The organism is Streptomyces californicus, from assembly GCF_000717645.1.
GTDB classification, from domain to species: Bacteria; Actinomycetota; Actinomycetes; order Streptomycetales; family Streptomycetaceae; genus Streptomyces; species Streptomyces californicus.
The window spans coordinates 1-16,126 of sequence record NZ_JNZZ01000050.1; the positions used below are offsets into that span (position 1 = coordinate 1).

Annotated in this window: 17 protein-coding genes and 1 pseudogene; 9 read left to right on the plus strand and 9 right to left on the minus strand. The window is 72.9% G+C overall.

Annotation, left to right across the window (positions count from 1 at the left end; all coding sequences use genetic code 11):
- From IF19_RS1000000138580 to IF19_RS1000000136705, 3 genes and pseudogenes are all read left to right on the plus strand, one after another.
- Window positions 1–384: RHS repeat-associated core domain-containing protein (locus IF19_RS1000000138580; RefSeq protein WP_234313306.1), on the plus strand; the 384-nt coding region annotated here is incomplete at its 5' end.
- A 17-nt stretch (window positions 385–401) separates the two neighbouring features.
- Window positions 402–599 carry a hypothetical protein gene (locus tag IF19_RS1000000137510; RefSeq protein WP_128647749.1) on the plus strand — a complete coding sequence of 66 codons (198 nt, stop codon included), beginning with the start codon at window positions 402–404 and terminating at the stop codon, window positions 597–599.
- 231 nt (window positions 600–830) lie between these two features.
- Window positions 831–1,025 (plus strand): annotated as a pseudogene (locus IF19_RS1000000136705) (RHS repeat-associated core domain-containing protein); the annotation flags it as partial.
- Here IF19_RS1000000136705 and IF19_RS0133560 read toward each other — a convergent pair.
- Both IF19_RS0133560 and IF19_RS0133565 read right to left on the minus strand, forming a co-directional pair.
- Window positions 1,013–1,432, minus strand: a complete 420-nt coding sequence (locus IF19_RS0133560; RefSeq protein ID WP_030118620.1) for a hypothetical protein — start codon at window positions 1,430–1,432, stop codon at window positions 1,013–1,015. The pseudogene IF19_RS1000000136705 and the gene IF19_RS0133560 overlap by 13 nt on opposite strands.
- Window positions 1,433–1,472: 40 nt before the next feature.
- On the minus strand, window positions 1,473–1,979 hold the full coding sequence (locus IF19_RS0133565) for a DinB family protein (protein ID WP_030118619.1): 507 nt from the start codon (window positions 1,977–1,979) through the stop codon (window positions 1,473–1,475).
- 89 nt (window positions 1,980–2,068) lie between these two features.
- On the opposite strand from IF19_RS0133565, the gene IF19_RS0133570 reads away from it, so the two are divergent.
- Window positions 2,069–2,455, plus strand: coding sequence for an NIPSNAP family protein (locus IF19_RS0133570; protein WP_050491162.1), 387 nt, complete (start codon window positions 2,069–2,071; stop codon window positions 2,453–2,455).
- Between the two features lie 147 nt (window positions 2,456–2,602).
- Here IF19_RS0133570 and IF19_RS0133575 read toward each other — a convergent pair whose 3' ends face one another.
- Window positions 2,603–3,565, minus strand: coding sequence for an alpha/beta fold hydrolase (locus tag IF19_RS0133575; RefSeq protein WP_050494070.1), 963 nt, complete (start codon window positions 3,563–3,565; stop codon window positions 2,603–2,605).
- Window positions 3,566–3,818: 253 nt separating this feature from the next.
- On the opposite strand from IF19_RS0133575, the gene IF19_RS0133580 reads away from it, so the two are divergent.
- From IF19_RS0133580 to IF19_RS0133595, 4 genes are all read left to right on the plus strand, one after another.
- Window positions 3,819–4,709 carry a DUF4253 domain-containing protein gene (locus tag IF19_RS0133580; RefSeq protein ID WP_030278084.1) on the plus strand — a complete coding sequence of 297 codons (891 nt, stop codon included), beginning with the start codon at window positions 3,819–3,821 and terminating at the stop codon, window positions 4,707–4,709.
- A 101-nt stretch (window positions 4,710–4,810) separates the two neighbouring features.
- A complete protein-coding gene (locus IF19_RS0133585) occupies window positions 4,811–7,105 on the plus strand; it encodes a serine/threonine-protein kinase (protein ID WP_030278085.1) in 2,295 nt (764 codons plus the stop codon).
- A 93-nt stretch (window positions 7,106–7,198) separates the two neighbouring features.
- Complete coding sequence (locus tag IF19_RS0133590; protein ID WP_234313307.1) at window positions 7,199–7,666, plus strand: hypothetical protein; 468 nt, start codon at window positions 7,199–7,201, stop codon at window positions 7,664–7,666.
- An 18-nt stretch (window positions 7,667–7,684) separates the two neighbouring features.
- Window positions 7,685–8,161 carry a hypothetical protein gene (locus IF19_RS0133595; RefSeq protein WP_030118611.1) on the plus strand — a complete coding sequence of 159 codons (477 nt, stop codon included), beginning with the start codon at window positions 7,685–7,687 and terminating at the stop codon, window positions 8,159–8,161.
- A gap of 12 nt (window positions 8,162–8,173) precedes the next feature.
- On the opposite strand, the gene hemB is transcribed toward IF19_RS0133595, so the two are convergent.
- The 6 genes from hemB to IF19_RS0133625 form a co-directional block, all read right to left on the minus strand.
- On the minus strand, window positions 8,174–9,178 hold the full coding sequence (hemB, locus tag IF19_RS0133600) for a porphobilinogen synthase (RefSeq protein ID WP_030118610.1): 1,005 nt from the start codon (window positions 9,176–9,178) through the stop codon (window positions 8,174–8,176).
- 271 nt (window positions 9,179–9,449) lie between these two features.
- Complete coding sequence (locus IF19_RS0133605) at window positions 9,450–11,120, minus strand: bifunctional uroporphyrinogen-III C-methyltransferase/uroporphyrinogen-III synthase (RefSeq protein WP_030118609.1); 1,671 nt, start codon at window positions 11,118–11,120, stop codon at window positions 9,450–9,452.
- A complete protein-coding gene (gene hemC, locus IF19_RS0133610; RefSeq protein WP_030118608.1) occupies window positions 11,117–12,103 on the minus strand; it encodes a hydroxymethylbilane synthase in 987 nt (328 codons plus the stop codon). Before hemC ends, IF19_RS0133605 begins: the two co-directional genes overlap by 4 nt.
- Window positions 12,100–13,614 carry a glutamyl-tRNA reductase gene (locus IF19_RS0133615; RefSeq protein WP_030118607.1) on the minus strand — a complete coding sequence of 505 codons (1,515 nt, stop codon included), beginning with the start codon at window positions 13,612–13,614 and terminating at the stop codon, window positions 12,100–12,102. The genes hemC and IF19_RS0133615 overlap by 4 nt, the downstream gene beginning before the upstream one ends.
- Window positions 13,611–14,372, minus strand: coding sequence for a redox-sensing transcriptional repressor Rex (locus tag IF19_RS0133620; protein WP_030118606.1), 762 nt, complete (start codon window positions 14,370–14,372; stop codon window positions 13,611–13,613). The genes IF19_RS0133615 and IF19_RS0133620 overlap by 4 nt, the downstream gene beginning before the upstream one ends.
- A 257-nt stretch (window positions 14,373–14,629) precedes the next feature.
- On the minus strand, window positions 14,630–14,920 hold the full coding sequence (locus tag IF19_RS0133625) for a glutaredoxin family protein (RefSeq protein WP_030118605.1): 291 nt from the start codon (window positions 14,918–14,920) through the stop codon (window positions 14,630–14,632).
- A gap of 146 nt (window positions 14,921–15,066) precedes the next feature.
- Between IF19_RS0133625 and IF19_RS0133630 the strand changes: the two genes are divergently transcribed.
- On the plus strand, window positions 15,067–16,014 hold the full coding sequence (locus tag IF19_RS0133630; protein WP_030118604.1) for an HAD family hydrolase: 948 nt from the start codon (window positions 15,067–15,069) through the stop codon (window positions 16,012–16,014).
- The last annotated feature ends 112 nt before the right edge of the window (window positions 16,015–16,126 follow it).

The following is a 16,126-nucleotide window of genomic DNA, read 5'->3' on the forward strand; positions in this document are numbered from 1 at the left end:
GCCCGCTACTACGACCCCAACATCGGCCGCTTCACCACCCCCGACCCCTCCGGCCAGGAAAAGAACCCCTACCTCTACGCCGCAGGCGACCCCGTCAACCGCATCGACCCCACCGGACTCTTCAGCTTCGCCGACGGGGTTGGAGTAGTCGCAGGCACCATCGCAGGGGCCGCCGCGGTAGCCACGGTCGGGGTGGTATGTGCCGGCACTGTGGGCGTTGGTTGCATAGCTGCAGGCGCTGTGACAGCGGCTTTGTGGGGTGCGGGTGCAGGTGGTGCAGGTGCAACTATCGCCGGCGGCAATCAGGCAGAACGGGAAAATGGTGCCATCGGAGGCCTGCTCGGCGGGCTGAGCGGACCCATCGGATCTGCCATATTCGGTTAACTCGAGGCAGGAAAAAAATGACTGGCAGTGGGGCACAGAAAAAGCTTCTAACCGTCATCGGAACGGCGGCGACGGCGGCCATCATCGGCACTCTTGCCGTACTGCTGGGCGTGCTCGACGGAACAGCTCTGCAAGCGGCTTTGATTTTTGGAGCCGCAGGAGCAATCGGCGGCCTCGTCATCGTAGCGCTCAAGCCTCGAGCAAAACATAAATAGGTCCAGCAAATTCGCTGATAAAATCCCTCTGCGGACTCGGACGCCTTGAAGGAAGAGTGAGATTTTACAGTGAAAGTCGTTAGATTCTCGTAGGCGGCTCTGGCGATGCCTCGGCCAAGTGAACCTTGGCCGGGGCATCGCCAGCACCGGCATCAAGTCCCGGTCAAGAGCCGAGGCGCGGCCACTTTCGGGCCGAAAGGAGCATCGCTCGACGCCGCCACAAGCGCATAGGTCCTTCAGCCCTACCGCTTCGCGGGCGGCTACCAGGACCCCACCGGCCTGTACCACTTCGCGGCCCGCTACTACGACCCCAACATCGGCCGCTTCACCACCCCGCCCCCCTCCGGCCAGGAAAAGAACCCCTACCTCTACGCCGCGGGCGATCCTGTCAACAACATCGATCCACCACGCGGCTACAACGCGTAGTCCTGGGCCAGTCCGTCCCACGGAATGCCGCGAAGCGTGTGATCGGCGTCCTCGCCCGCCGGTACCTCCGGTGCCGACTGGAACCAGGCGACGACGAGGGAGGAACCGTCCATGGCCGGATCGAGCGCCGTGGATGCGAAGACACCGACGCAAGCCACTGAGGGCAGCACCTCAACGGGACCGAGACCGCCTGGAGCCTCGTCCGGGTACTGGCGGGTGGGCGGAACGAGATGGACCGGCGCGGAGGGGAAAGCGCGCTCGGCATCCCGCTGGAGGCGGCTGACCCTCCAGTCGTTGACGCGCTTGCACGGGTAGCCCTCCAGCGTCCCCCCGTAGGTCGAAGACATCCGTACCTCGGTGAGCCGGATCGAGCGTCCCGACGAGAGAACCATGCGACTCAGTGACATGCCGGCACCCTACGCAGACGGTTCGCTTCCCCTCCCCGGCCTACTCTCCGGTCGAGCCGTCGAGCATCTCGCGCAGGATGTCCAGGTGCCCGTTGTGGCGGGCGGTCTCCTCGGTGAGGTGGAGGAGGATCCAGCGAAGGTCGACGTGGAGTCCGTTGCGGATGGTCCCCCGGGCCCGCTTGTCCAGGTCGTTCGCGGCGACCAGTTCGCGGTAGCGGGCGCTCTGCTCGGCGTACGCGTCGAGCAGTTGCGTGAGCGGGAAGTCGACCGCGATCCGCATCTCGCGGTCGGGGTCCTCGTCGGTCATCGGAGCCAGGTCCTCCTCGCCGAGGAAGATCACCTGGAACCAGTAGTACTCGACCCAGCGGAGGTGGTTGACGATGCCGCTCACGGTCATCAGGGGCGAGCCGGGCAGGAGCGCCTTGCGGGCGTTCTCTCCGGAGATCCCCTCGCACTTGGCGCGGGTGGTGCCCCGCGCGTAGTCGAGGAACGTCGTGAGCTGCGTGCGTTCGTCCCACGCGGGCGGGGTGTCATCGATTCTCGTCATCGCGCGAAGCGTCCCCGATCACCCCGCCCCTTGTCCAAAGCGTTTCCGGCGGCCCCCGAACGCCCTGGGGCATGTCCTAGCCTGGCCGCATGATCACCTGCGTCGTGCGGTACACCATCGACCCGAAGAAGATCGCGGCCTTCGAGCGGTTCGGCCGGCGCTGGATGGAGCTGGTGCAGGCCCACGGCGGCACGCACCACGGCTACTTCCTCCCGGCCGAGGGCGCGAGCGACGAGGCCCTGGCCCTGTTCAGCTTTCCGAGCCTGGCGGCGTACGAGGAGTACCGGGGGCTCTTCGGCCGGGACCCGGAGTTCATCGCGGCGGACCGCATCCGGGACGAGAGCGGCTGCGTCCTGCGCTACGAACGCACCTTCATGCGCCCGCTGCTCCCCGGCGACCTCGCACCGGACGGCGGCGCGCCGGAGGACACCTCACCGGCCGACACCTCACCGCGCCCCACCACCGAGACCCCGTGAGGAACACCCCGGTGAGCGGGTGAGCCGGTGAGCCGGTGAGCCGGTGAGCCGGTGAGTCGGTGAACCGGTGAGAGCGTCCCGCCATGAACAGGCCGGTGGGCCGGTGAGCCAGCGGGAACGCCCCCGGCCCCCGCCCCGCCGCACCGGTCACGGCCGGCCGGCGCCCGGTCTCTCGCGGCGGCCCCGCTCCTCGCGCCGGGCCCACTCCTCCCGCCAGTCCCGCTCCTCCGGCTCGTCCGGCCGTACGGTCTCCGCCAGCGACGCCAGAATCGGCTCGGCGGCGGCCCAGAGCAGCGCGCCGCCGACGCCCGGCACGACCGTGCGCCGCGCACCGGGGATACGGGAGACGAGCCGGAGGCCGAGGTCGGGCGAGTGGGAGGTGTCCTCCTCGCCGAACCAGACCTCGACCGGGACGGTGATCGCGCCGAGGTCGATGGGCCACCGGCTCATCGCCAGGACGGTGTCCCGGGCGTACCCGGCGCCCGCCCCCTGTGTGAACCCCTCGTCGAGGGCGCGCCCGTAGGCGGCGGCGAAGCCGGGGTCCTCGTACACGGTCAGGTCGCTCGCCGGGCTCCCGGCCAGCACCATCCGCCGCATCGCGTCCGCGTCGAACCCGGCGAACACCTTCTCCGCGCCGACCGGGTCCTCCGCCACCCGGGCGACCAGGCCCCGCAGTTCGTCGGGCAGGGCGTCGGCGAACTCCGGGGCGGCGACCTCGTCGGCGGGCGAGACGAGCGCCAGCGCGGAGACGGCGCCGGCCGCCGCGCAGGCGAGGGCGAAGGGGGCGCCCTGCGAGTTGCCGAGCATGGCGGGGCGCGGTCCCAGTCCCCGCACCTCGGTCAACTCCCGTACGTCGGCGACGAAGTCGGCGAAGTCCCGGTCGGGCGCGGGCGTGGAGACCCCCAGCCCGGGGCGGTCCACCGAGACCAGCCGCACGCCCTCCGTCTCGACGGCCCCGGACCCGATCCCGAGCCACCGGCTGGTTCCGGCCCCGGGCGAGAGCAGCACGGGCAACCCGTCCTCGGGCCCCCACTCGGCCCAGCCGAGCACCCTCCCGTCGGAGAGGAGGGTGGTTCCGAGACGGGAGGGATCATCGACGAACAAACTCATCCCGACATCATTAACGAGCCAACCTCGCCCTGCACCAGCTTTAGGCCCCTTGGGCACGTCGCATTGTCAGCATCCCTGTCCGAGGCGGCTGCTCGACGTGCACACCCCACCGCACGCGAACGCCGGACCGCCCGACCACCGGATGGGGCGCCTGTCCGAAAAAGACCCATCCGGGCACCGCCGACGGCCTCCCGGACCACCACCCCGGGCAGCGGTCCGGGCACTGTCAGTGCCCCCGCTTAGGCTCCCCACCATGGCGACGCTTCCGAATCCCCTGCCCGACCCGGCCGCCGCCGGGCTGGATCTCCCGCCCGGCTCCCTGGTGGACGCCACGCTGGACGGCCCCTGGCACGAGCCCCTGCTCTGGTACGCGGACGGCGCGGCCGACCAGGGCGACTGGGCGGGGCTGCGGGCGGCCGGCCGCAGGGTCGGCCTGCTGCCGGTGCTGGTCACGGGCGGGCAGCGCGACCAGTGGCCCGAGGCGTGGGACCTCTCCCCCGACAGCGCGTCGTACCCCGGCGACCACGACCCCGAGGAGGTCCTCGCGGGCTACTGGACGGACTACGCGGACGACGAGCTGGGCGACGCCGCACCGGCGGACGGAGCGAGCGGCGAACCGGGCGACGGAGCGAGCGGGGAGCCCGAAACCGGAAGCGGGACCGAAACCGGAAGCGGAAGCGGAAGCGCCGGAGCCTGGCCCGGTCTCGCGCCCGTCCCCGCGCGGGAGACCGCCGAGGACCCGGACACCGCTGCGGCGGGCATCGTGGCCGTCGTCGCCGGCGACGCGGACCTGTGGCTCGGCGGGACCCGCATGGCGCTGGTCCCGGCCCGCCGCAGCGCCGACATACCGGCGGCGATCGGCTGGACGGGCGCGGTGAACCACGAGAACGACGTGGCCCGGCTCTGCGCGGTGCTCCGCTCCTGGGAGGACCGGTACGACGCCCGCGTCGTGGTGCTCGGCTTCGACACGATGATCGTCTCCGTGGGACGCCCGCCCGCCACGATGGAGGAGGCCCGCGCCCTCGCCGCCGAGCACTACGCGTTCTGCCCGGACAACATCGACCAGTCCCCTCCGTACGACCTCGACGCGTACGCGGAGAAGGCCGTGCTCGACCAGGACGCCTGGTCGTTCTGGTGGGACTGAGCGGGCCAGGGCCGCGGGCTGCCGCGGTGGACGGGACAGCGGGGCCGGACGCCACGGCCCCGGGCACCACAGGTCGGGACGGACAGGACGGACAGGACACGATGGGTACGGACACCAAGCGCGCGGCCCGGCAGCGGTCGGACCTCAGCAGGATCAAGGCGTGGTGGCGCACCCTGGGCGGCGACCGGTTCGCCGTCCTGCCGCCGCCGAACCGCAGCCGCTACACGCAGTCGGACGGCCATGAGGACGCGGCGGAGATGTTCGCGGTCCGGGGCATCTCCACCGACGCCTCCTTCGCGTACTGGCACTGGCAGTCCCACGACGCCTTCGACCGCGACGGCGACCTGACCGGCGAGCTGTACCTGCACTGGGGCGGCGACCACGCCACCGTGACAGCCGGTCTCGGGGACGGCCCGGACGGCTACCGGATCGTCAACGGCGGGCCGCAGGGCGCGTTCCGGCTGGACCGGGTCACGGCCGTGGACGGCGACGGGCTGCCCGACCCCGAGGACGCCGCCGGCGTGCGCCAGCTCCTCGCCCGCCTCGACACCCCGAGCCTGCGGACGGCCGAGGCCGTGGAGTACGCGGCGCCGACCCCCGCCGAGGAGCGCTGGCTCCACGACCGCCTGTGGGACCTCCTCCCCGGCGAACGCCCCGCCGCGGAAGGCACGGACGCCCCCGCCACGGACGCCACAGACCTCCCGGCCACCGCTCCCGCCACAGACACCCCGGCCGCCACCACCGCATCCCCGGAAGAGCCCGCCGCCACTGACCTCACTGCCCCCGACCTCACCGCCGCCGCCCGCTTCGTCTCCCCGCTGGAGCACCGGCAGGCGCTGACCCCGGACGAGACGGGCCGCCTCCTGGTCGCCTGGCGGGAGGCGTACGCCGGACGGCTCGCGGCCTGGTCCGGCTGGGCCCCCGTCCTGCACGCGCTGCTGCGCCAGGAGCACCCCGACTCCTGGGACGTCGCCGCCGCCCTCGGCCCCGAGGCGTCGTACGTCCTCGCCGCGCACCCCTCCCCGCGCTCACTGGAGTTGCTGCGGGCCTGGGCGCTCTCCGGGAACGGCTCCGCCGTGCGCGGCTGGTACCGCACCCACCGCGCCCTGCGCGAACCGGACCCGCACCTGGCCGCCCGTACGCTCTCCGGCGAACTGACCGCGCACACCGCCCCCGAGACCACGCAGACCGCCCTGCTCGACGCCCTGCGCACCGCCGAAGCCGAAGACCGGCGCACCGCCGAGGCCGAGGCGCTCCGCACGGCCGAGGCCGACGACCGACGAACCGCCGCCACCGACGCCCCGCACACCGCCGAAGCCGCCACCGGGGCGCGGCCCACGGTCACCGGCCGGGGCGCCCCGGCCGACGCCGCCCTCCCCCTCCTCGCCACCGTCCGGTACGCCACGGACGACCGGCTGCCCCGCCCCCTGCGCGTCGCCGCCGCGGCGGCGGCCCGGGACACGGTGGAACGGGTCCGCGAGGCGGCGGGCCGGCTCCCCGCCGCCGAGGCGGCCGACGCCCTCGCCGCCGTCGAACGGTACGAGGCCGCCCGCGACGACCTCCTCGCCGGCACCGGCCCCGACCTGACCGGGTACGAGGGCGGCCTCTGCGACCTCTACCACCACTACCGCACGCTCTCCCCCGCCGACGTCCGCTGGCTGCGGGGCCGGCTGGCCGACCCGTCCACCGGCATCCAGGGCATCGCCTTCTGCCTGGAGCTGCTGTACGCCCACGGCGAGGCCGGCCGCGACGACCTCGAAGCGCTGCTGCCGCGCTGGAAGAAGGAGCTGACCAAGCAGTACCGCACCACCTACACCGAGTGGCGCCACCCCCTGACCACCCTCACCTGCCTCGCCCTCGACCTGGAGCATCCGGCCGCGGCCGATCTGCTGGCCTGGTGGGCGAAGCCCAAGCCGCTGTGGAAGAACCCGGTCCGGCTGCTGACCCACCTCGGCGCGCCCGACGAGGCGAAGGCCGCCGAGCTGTGGGAGTTCATCGTCTCCGACGGGCACGACACCGGGCACCTGATGACATGGGTGCTGCTCCGCGCCCGGCTCGACGCCACGCACCCGCTGCACGTCGCGGAACGGCTGATCGGAGATCCGGCCGTACGGGAGTACGTCCTGCACCGCGTCCTGATCGGCGTGGCCGATCCCGCGCAGCCGCTCTGGCACTACGCGATCGACCCGCGCAGCCACAGCTGGTGGCGGCGCGCCCAGGAGGTGGCGGACGACCCCCGGCTCACCGACGCGGCCCGCGCGATCGGCCTGAAGGCGGCCCGCGACCACCACATCCTGCGCTACCCGGCCCAGGTCCGCCCGGTTCTCACCGAAGGCGAGCTCGCCGACGCCCGCGCCTGGGCGGAGGCCCGCGCCGACCGGCCCGCCGCCGGCTGAGGCCGGGCCCGGTGGCCCTCCACCGGGCCCGCCGGACGCGGCTGAGCCCCCGTACTCATGCCGGAGGCCACCGCCGAAGGTTGACTCGTCCTCATGAGCGAGCACACCAGCGACGACCCGAGCAAGGACGAACCCCCCTCCGGCAACACCCCCTCCGGCAGCGCCCCCACCGGTGACACCCCCACCGCGACGCCGGCCCCCGGCGGGACCCCCGACAGGACGCCTGACGAGACCCCCGACGACCACGCGTGGATCGCCCCGGTGGTCTCCTCGGTGGTGACCGTGCCGCTCGGGCTGCTCGCCCTGGTCTACGGGGCGCTCTCCCCCATGGAGTGCGACTCCTGCAACGGCGCGGTGGCCGAACGCTTCCACGACAGCTGGACCGTCGGATGGACCGTCCTGTGGATCGGCCTGCTCATCGCCCTGGCCGTGCTGATCGCCACCTGGGCCGTCCCGCACCGACTCCGCTACGCCCCCCGGCGCTTCGTCCTGGCCCTCGCCGCGCCCGCCACCGTCGTGGTCACTTTCGTAGCATTCATGGCACTGGTCGACTGGCCCTGACAGAAAGTGTCCACCCCCATGAACGACACGAACCTCACGACCACGGAGGTCTCGGCAGCCGCCGAAACCGCCGACCGCCTGATAGCCGAATTCCGCGCACTCCCCGCCGGCAGCGACCGCAAGCGGGAGATCATCACCGAGCTCGACGCCAACACCGAGGCGCTGCCGTTCCTCGTCTCGGTCGTAGCGGACCCGCGCGAGTACGACCTCGCCCGCGTCGAGAGCGCCACCGTCCTGCGCCTGTGGCCCCCGGCCGACCCCGGACTGCGCCACGAAGCGGGCCGCGCCCTGCTCACCGCGCTGCGCGACCCGGAGGAGGACCTGGTCCGCCAGTACGCGGCGATGTCCCTGGCGCCGTACACCGACGACCCGGTCGTCGCCACCGTCCTCGACACCACCGCCCGCGCCGACGAGGACCCGCTCGTCCGGGACAGCGCCCGCTTCTCCATCGAGGAGGCCCACCGGCTCCAGGAGACCGGAGCGGGTGGGCCGTGATCACGCGGGGCCTCAGCCCCTGCCGCGCCCGAGCCACTGGGCGGCCTCGGTCGCCCAGTAGGTGAGGATCATCTGCGCCCCGGCCCGCCGGATCCCGGTCAGGCTCTCCAGGATCGCCTTGTCCCGGTCGATCCAGCCCTTCTCGGCGGCGGCCTCGATCATCGCGTACTCACCGCTGATCTGGTACGCCGCGACCGGCACGTCCACGCTCTCCGCGACCTTGGCGAGGACGTCCAGATACGGTCCGGCGGGCTTCACCATGACCATGTCCGCACCCTCGGCCAGGTCCAGCGCCAGCTCCCGCATCGACTCGCGGGCGTTGGCCGGGTCCTGCTGGTAGGTCTTGCGGTCGCCGGTCAGCGAGGAGCCGACCGCCTCGCGGAAGGGACCGTAGAACGCCGAGCTGTACTTCACGGTGTAGGCGAGGATCGACACGTCCTCGTGCCCGGTCTGGTCCAGGGCGTCGCGGACCACGCCGACCTGGCCGTCCATCATCCCGCTCGGGCCGACCACATGCGCCCCGGCGTCCGCCTGGACCTGGGCCATCTCCGCGTACCGCTCCAGCGTCGCGTCGTTGTCCACCCGGCCGTCCGCCGTCAGGACCCCGCAGTGGCCGTGGTCGGTGTACTCGTCCAGGCACAGGTCCGACATGACGACGAGGTCGTCGCCGACCTCCTCGCGGACCGCGCGCAGACCGAGCTGGAGAATCCCGTCCGGGTCGGTGCCCACCGTGCCCCGGGCGTCCTTCTTCCCGTCCTCCGGCACCCCGAAGAGCATGATCCCCGAGACCCCGGCGCCGACCGCCTCGACGGCCGCCTTCCGCAGGGAGTCCAGGGTGTGCTGGTGCACGCCGGGCATGGCCGAAATGGCGACCGGGGCGTCGACGCCCTCCCGGACGAACGCGGGGAGGATCAGGTTCGCGGGGTCGAGCCGGGTCTCGGCGACCATCCGCCGCATCGTCGGGGTCGTCCGCAGCCGCCGGGGGCGGGAGCCGGGGAAGTTTCCGTACGCAGTCATCCTTCGACCATAGACCCGTACGGGACGCGGTCTTACCGACACCCGCACCGGCAAAACCGCACCGGAACGGCCCGGGGCACCCCCGCAGACCCCGCCGCGCCACGGCACGCCGTAGATCCCCTCCGGTACGGCCGTAGATCCCCTCCGGCACGCCGTAGATCCCCTCCTGTACGGCCGTGATCCCCTTCCGGCACGGCCGTGGACCCCCTCCGGTACGACGGCGGGCCCGGCCGCCGAAGCGACCGGGCCCGTCCGTCCCGTAGGCGTACCGCTACGTCGTCGTCCGCCGTCTGCGCGCGCCCGGACGGCGCTCGCTCGGCCGGGTCACCGGGTCGCCTGCCTCCCGCGCCGCGTCCCGGCGCTGCGCGCCGAAGGCGGCCAGCGCCTCCGCGAGCTTGTGCACCGACGGCTCCGGGGACAGCACGTCGACCCGCAGGCCGTGCTCCTCGGCGGTCTTCGCGGTGGCCGGGCCGATGCACGCGATCACGGTCACGTTGTGCGGCTTGCCCGCGATCCCGACCAGGTTGCGCACCGTCGAGGACGAGGTGAACAGGACCGCGTCGAACCCGCCGCCCTTGATCGCCTCGCGGGTCTCGGACGGCGGCGGCGAGGCGCGGACCGTGCGGTACGCGGTGACGTCGTCGACCTCCCAGCCCAGCTCGATGAGGCCGGCCACCAGGGTCTCGGTGGCGATGTCGGCGCGCGGCAGGAACACCCGGTCGATCGGGTCGAAGACCGGGTCGTAGGGCGGCCAGTCCTCCAGCAGCCCGGCCGCCGACTGCTCGCCCGAGGGGACCAGGTCCGGCTTGACGCCGAAGTCGATCAGCGCGCGGGCGGTCTGCTCGCCGACCGCGGCGACCTTGATCCCGGCGAAGGCGCGGGCGTCGAGCCCGTACTCCTCGAACTTCTCCCGGACCGCCTTGACCGCGTTCACGCTGGTGAAGGCGATCCACTCGTACCGGCCGGTGACCAGGCCCTTGACCGCGCGCTCCATCTGCTGGGGCGTACGCGGCGGCTCGACGGCGATCGTCGGGACCTCGTGCGGCACCGCGCCGTAGGAGCGGAGCTGGTCGGAGAGCGACGCGGCCTGCTCCTTCGTCCGGGGGACGAGGACCTTCCAGCCGAACATCGGCTTCGACTCGAACCACGCGAGCTGGTCGCGCTGGGCGGCGGAGCTGCGCTCTCCGACCACGGCTATGACCGGCCGGTGGCCCTCGGGCGACGGGAGCACCTTGGCCTGCTTGAGGACCTGGGCGATCGTCCCGAGGGTCGCCGTCCAGGTGCGCTGGCGGGTGGTGGTGCCCGCGATCGTCACGGTGAGCGGGGTGTCGGGCTTGCGGCCCGCCGAGACCAGCTCGCCGGCGGCGGCCGCGACCGCGTCCAGCGTGGTGGAGACGACGGCGGTCGCGTCGCTCGCGCCGACCTCGCTCCAGCAGCGGTCGGAGGCGGTACGGGCGTCGACGAAGCGGACGTCCGCGCCCTGCTCGTCACGGAGCGGCACCCCGGCGTACGCGGGCACGCCGACGGCGTTCGCGATGCCCGGGACGACCTCGAAGGGCACCCCGGCGGCGGCGCAGGCCAGCATCTCGGCGCCCGCGTCGGCGTCCAGACCGGGGTCGCCCGCGACGGCACGGACCACCCGCCTGCCGCCCTTCGCGGCCTCCATGACAAGATTGGCGGCATCCCTGAGAACGGGTACACCGGCGGTTGTTGACGAGGAGTCAACGACCGGCAGCTCGGGGGTGCTCACGCCTGCCCGCGCATGGCCGCGCACGACGTCGAGCACATCGGGCTCGGCGACAAGGACGTCCGCGCTCGCGAGCGCTTCGACGGCGCGCAGGGTCAGCAGTCCCGGGTCGCCGGGACCGGCGCCGAGGAAGGTGACCTGCCCTTGGGCGGACAGGGCCGGAAAGTCGGATGCGGCGGGGCCGGTGGGGCTCAAAGTGCTCGCTCCCCCATAAGACCGGCCGCACCCTTGGCGAGCATCTCGGCCGCGAGTTCGCGACCGAGGGCCGCCGCGTCGTCGTGCGACGTGGGGACGGGACCGGTGGTGGACAGCTGTACCAGCGAGGAACCGTCGGTCGTACCGACGACTCCGCGCAGGCGCAGTTCGTTGACAACCTGTCCGTCGACCAGGAGGTCGGCCAGCGCACCCACGGGTGCGGAGCAGCCGGCCTCCAGGGCGGCGAGCAGGGCGCGCTCGGCGGTCACGGCGACCCGGGTGTAGGGGTCGTCGAGCTCGGCGAGCGCGGCGGCGAGGTCGACGCTGGACGCGGCGCACTCGATCGCCAGTGCTCCCTGGCCGGGAGCGGGCAGGACGGTGTCGACCGGCAGGAAGTCGGTGACTTCACCGCTGCGGCCGAGACGGCTGAGCCCGGCGGCGGCGAGGACCACCGCGTCGAGCTCCCCGTCACGCACGAACCCGATCCGCGTGTCGACGTTGCCCCGGATGGGGACGGTCTCGATCCGCAGGCCGTGGGAGCGGGCGTACGCGTTGAGCTGCGCCATGCGGCGCGGCGAACCGGTGCCGACGCGGGCGCCGGGCGGGAGCTGCCCGAAGGTCAGTCCGTCGCGGGCGACGAGCGCGTCGCGCGGGTCCTCGCGCTGCGGCACGGCGGCCAGCACGAGGTCGTCGGGCTGGCTGGTCGGCAGGTCCTTGAGCGAGTGGACGGCGAAGTCCACCTCGCCGCGCGCCAGCGCCTCGCGCAGGGCCGCGACGAACACACCGGTGCCGCCGATCTGCGCCAGGTGCTCGCGCGAGGTGTCCCCGTACGTGGTGATCTCGACGAGCTCGACGGCGCGCCCGGTCACCTCGCGAACCGCCTCGGCGACGTGTCCGGACTGGGCCATGGCGAGCTTGGAGCGCCGGGTGCCCAGCCTGAGCGGCGCGGTGCCCCGCGCGCCCGGGGATGAGTTGTCGGTCATGACCGCCCTCTATTCGGGTCGTTCAGGTCTGCCCGGGAGACGGCGGCGACCGTCTGCGGGTCGAGGTCGAAGAGTTCTCGCAGCGCGTCCGCGTATCCGGCGCCGCCGGGCTCGCTGGCGAGCTGCTTGACCCGCACGGTGGGCGCGTGCAGGAGCTTGTCGACGACGCGGCGCACGGTCTGGGCGATCTCGGCGCGCTGCTTCTCGTCGAGGCCGGGGAGGCGGCCGTCCAGCCGGGCGATCTCGCCCGCGACGACGCCGGCGGCCATGGTGCGCAGGGCGACCACGGTCGGGGCGACGTGCGCGGCGCGCTGGGCCGCGCCGAAGGCGGCCACCTCGTCGGAGACGATGGTGCGGACCCGGTCCACATCGGCGGCCATCGGGGCGTCGGCGGACGCCTCCGCGAGCGACTCGATGTCGACGAGGCGCACACCGTCGATGCGGTGGGCGGCGCCGTCGATGTCCCGCGGCATGGCGAGGTCGAGGAGGGCGAGCCGGACCGGTCCGGTCGACTGGGCGGGCACGGTGACGCGGCGCGGCGCGGCGGCCGGGGCGGCCTGCGCGGCGGAGGCGGCGGCGGTGCCGTTCTCCACCCAGGCGGCGTGCTGGTCGACGTCGTCGGGGGCCGGCGTGACCGAGGCGGGCCGCGGCTGCTCGGGGACGGCGTCCAGGGTCGTGCCGAGCGCGTCCGCGAGGGCGTCGGCGGTGAGCACGAGGCCGGTGGCGCCGGTGCAGGAGACGACGATGTCGGCACGTGTCAGTTCGTCGTTCACCGCGGACATCTCGACGGCGCGGGCGCGCACGGCGGTGTCGTCGCCCTGCTGGAGGATCTCCACCAGGCGGTCCGCGCGGGCGCGGGTGCGGTTGGCGACGACGACCTCGGCGACACCGGTCCGGGCGAGGGTCGCGGCGGCCAGCGAGGACATCGAGCCGGCGCCGATGACCAGGGCGCGCTTGCCCCCGGCCCACAGCTCGGGGTCGGCCCCGGCGGCGAGCTGCTGGAGCCCGAAGGTGACGAGCGACTGCCCGGCCCGGTCGATCCCGGTCTCGCTGTGGGCGCGCTTGCCGACCCGCAGGGCCTGCTGGAACAGGTCGTTCAGCAGCCGTCCGGCGGTGTGCAGCTCCTGGCCGCGCGCGAGGGCGTCCTTGATCTGGCCGAGGATCTGCCCCTCGCCGACGACCATCGAGTCCAGGCCGCAGGCGACCGAGAACAGGTGGTGGACGGCCCGGTCCTCGTAGTGCACATAGAGATACGGAGTGAGTTCGTCCAGGCCGACGCCGCTGTGCTGGGCGAGCAGCGTGGACAGCTCGGCGACGCCCGCGTGGAACTTGTCCACGTCGGCGTACAGCTCGATGCGGTTGCAGGTGGCCAGCACGGCGGCCTCGGTCGCGGGTTCCGCGGCGAGGGTGTCCTGGAGCAGCTTGGCCTGGGTCTCGACAGCGAGCGACGCCCGCTCCAGTACGGAGACGGGGGCGCTGCGGTGGCTCAGTCCGACGACGAGGAGGCTCATGCGGGCATCACGGCGGGCATGTCCCCGTCGGGTCCCTTCCGGCCGTTGGGCGTGGCGCGCATGGGGGGCGCGCCCTCGTCCGCGCCGGAGGCGTCCTCTCCGGCCTTGCGCTGCTCGTGGAACGCGAGGATCTGGAGCTCGATGGAGAGGTCCACCTTGCGCACGTCGACGCCCTCGGGCACCGACAGGACGGTCGGCGCGAAGTTCAGGATGGAGGTCACGCCGGCGGCGACGAGCCGGTCGCAGACCTGCTGGGCCGCGCCGGGCGGGGTGGTGATGACGCCGATGGACACACCGTTGTCGCTGATGATCCGGTCCAGGTCGTCGGTGTGCTGGACGGGGATCCCGGCCACCGGCGTACCGGCCATGGCGGGGTCGGCGTCGATCAGCGCGGCGACGCGGAAGCCGCGGGAGGCGAACCCGCCGTAGTTGGCGAGGGCGGCGCCGAGGTTACCGATGCCGACGATCGCGACCGGCCAGTCCTGGGTGAGCCCGAGCTCACGCGAGATCTGGTACACGAGATACTCGACGTCGTACCCGACACCCCGGGTGCCGTAGGACCCCAGGTAGCTGAAGTCCTTGCGCAGCTTCGCCGAGTTGACGCCGGCCGCCGTGGCCAGCTCCTCGGAGGAGACCGTGGGGACCGAACGCTCGGAGAGCGCGGTCAGTGCGCGTAGATACAACGGAAGTCGGGCGACGGTGGCCTCGGGAATTCCTCGGCTACGGGTCGCCGGTCGGTGAGTTCGGCCAGTTGCCACGGTGCTCCTGCGGGATGAGCGGGGCTGCAGGCGGCCGTGTGTCCCTAGACCGCCCCGTCGAATGCAGGCTATGCCTTTGTGAACGCGTGCACAAAGATTGTGTCCGTTTTGTCCGGTCAAAGTGACCGGGGTCACGCACATTCCCCGCGTGTCACCGGAACCGGCGACCGCATCGGCCCGTTGCGACCTCGAAGGGGGCAAAGCAGTACACGCTCCTCACAACTACGCCCCCGAGGCCACTCAAAACGCCCGCAATGTTAACCGGGTTTCGCGTCCGCACCCAGTGCCGTGCGCAGCCTCGCCGGATCCACACGCCAGAACGTGTGCTGCTCGCCGTCCACCAGCACCACCGGGATCTGCTCCCAGTACTCCTTGTACAACGCCTCGTCCTCGGTGATGTCCCGCTCCGTCCACACCGCACCGGTCTCCTCGCAGACCGCGGCGACCACCGCCCGCGCGTCCTCGCACAGATGGCAGCCGGGCTTCCCGATCAACGTGACCACCCGCTCGGCGGGCTTCTTCTTCGTACGGCGCAGCAGAGGGCTCATCCCTCCATTCTGCGCCCGCCCCGCCCGGGCCCCGGCCCGCGTACGCCGGTCGCCGGCCGCCCGGTTCACCGCCGCGACGGCGAGCGTTCACGCCTCCGCATCACGGCAGGTCGGGCAGGTACCGAGGGACTGGCTATGCTCACGACATGGCCGGACTTGGATGGCTCACACCCCGTAGGCGCTCCGCTACCGCACGGAGCGTCCTGGCAGGCGAGGCAGCAGCCGAGGCAGCGCGCAAGACCTCCGTCGCGGAGGACGAGGCCGCCCTCCTCACCGGGACCTCCGACGAAGCAGCCGAGGAGCCCGCGTTCCCGGTCGCCGGGGACGACCGCGCCGCCGCCTTCTTCGACCTCGACAACACCGTCATGCAGGGCGCCGCGATCTTCCACTTCGGCCGCGGCCTCTACAAGCGCAAGTTCTTCGAGCGCCGCGAACTCACCCGGTTCGCCTGGCAGCAGGCGTGGTTCCGGCTGGCCGGCGTCGAGGACCCCGAGCACATGCAGGACGCCCGCGACAGCGCCCTGTCCATCGTCAAGGGCCACCGCGTCTCCGAGCTGATGTCCATCGGCGAGGAGATCTACGACGAGTACATGGCCGACCGCATCTGGCCCGGCACCCGCGCCCTGGCCCAGGCACACCTGGACGCCGGCCAGCGCGTCTGGCTGGTCACCGCCGCCCCCGTGGAGACCGCCACCATCATCGCCCGCCGGCTCGGCCTGACCGGCGCCCTCGGCACCGTCGCCGAATCCGTCGACGGCGTCTACACCGGCCGCCTCGTCGGCGAACCGCTGCACGGCCCCGCCAAGGCCGAGGCCGTCCGCGCCCTCGCCGCCGCCGAGGACCTCGACCTGGACCGCTGCGCCGCCTACAGCGACTCGCACAACGACATCCCGATGCTCTCGCTGGTCGGCCACCCCTACGCGATCAACCCGGACACCAAACTGCGCAAGCACGCCCGCGCCCGCGACTGGCGGCTGCGCGACTACCGCACCGGACGCAAGGCGGCCAAGGTCGGCATCCCGGCCGCCGCCGGGGTCGGCGCCCTGGCCGGCGGCACGGCCGCCGCCCTCGCCCTGCACCGCCGCCGCCGCTGACCCGCGCGCCACCCCCGGGCCCGCAACCCCGGCCCCCGGCCCCCCAGCCGCCGAGGACCCGCATGACCCCTGTCTCTTATACACATCTGACGCTGCCGACGATATGCAGTGT

Coding starts and splice junctions, on each gene's coding strand:
- IF19_RS1000000137510 (WP_128647749.1), top strand. CDS start 402: ATGACTGGCAGTGGGGCACAGAAAAAGCTTCTAACCGTCATCGGAACG.
- IF19_RS0133560 (WP_030118620.1), bottom strand. CDS start 1,432: ATGTCACTGAGTCGCATGGTTCTCTCGTCGGGACGCTCGATCCGGCTC.
- IF19_RS0133565 (WP_030118619.1), bottom strand. CDS start 1,979: ATGACGAGAATCGATGACACCCCGCCCGCGTGGGACGAACGCACGCAG.
- IF19_RS0133570 (WP_050491162.1), top strand. CDS start 2,069: ATGATCACCTGCGTCGTGCGGTACACCATCGACCCGAAGAAGATCGCG.
- IF19_RS0133575 (WP_050494070.1), bottom strand. CDS start 3,565: ATGAGTTTGTTCGTCGATGATCCCTCCCGTCTCGGAACCACCCTCCTC.
- IF19_RS0133580 (WP_030278084.1), top strand. CDS start 3,819: ATGGCGACGCTTCCGAATCCCCTGCCCGACCCGGCCGCCGCCGGGCTG.
- IF19_RS0133585 (WP_030278085.1), top strand. CDS start 4,811: ATGGGTACGGACACCAAGCGCGCGGCCCGGCAGCGGTCGGACCTCAGC.
- IF19_RS0133590 (WP_234313307.1), top strand. CDS start 7,199: ATGAGCGAGCACACCAGCGACGACCCGAGCAAGGACGAACCCCCCTCC.
- IF19_RS0133595 (WP_030118611.1), top strand. CDS start 7,685: ATGAACGACACGAACCTCACGACCACGGAGGTCTCGGCAGCCGCCGAA.
- hemB (WP_030118610.1), bottom strand. CDS start 9,178: ATGACTGCGTACGGAAACTTCCCCGGCTCCCGCCCCCGGCGGCTGCGG.
- hemC (WP_030118608.1), bottom strand. CDS start 12,103: ATGACCGACAACTCATCCCCGGGCGCGCGGGGCACCGCGCCGCTCAGG.
- IF19_RS0133615 (WP_030118607.1), bottom strand. CDS start 13,614: ATGAGCCTCCTCGTCGTCGGACTGAGCCACCGCAGCGCCCCCGTCTCC.
- IF19_RS0133625 (WP_030118605.1), bottom strand. CDS start 14,920: ATGAGCCCTCTGCTGCGCCGTACGAAGAAGAAGCCCGCCGAGCGGGTG.
- IF19_RS0133630 (WP_030118604.1), top strand. CDS start 15,067: ATGGCCGGACTTGGATGGCTCACACCCCGTAGGCGCTCCGCTACCGCA.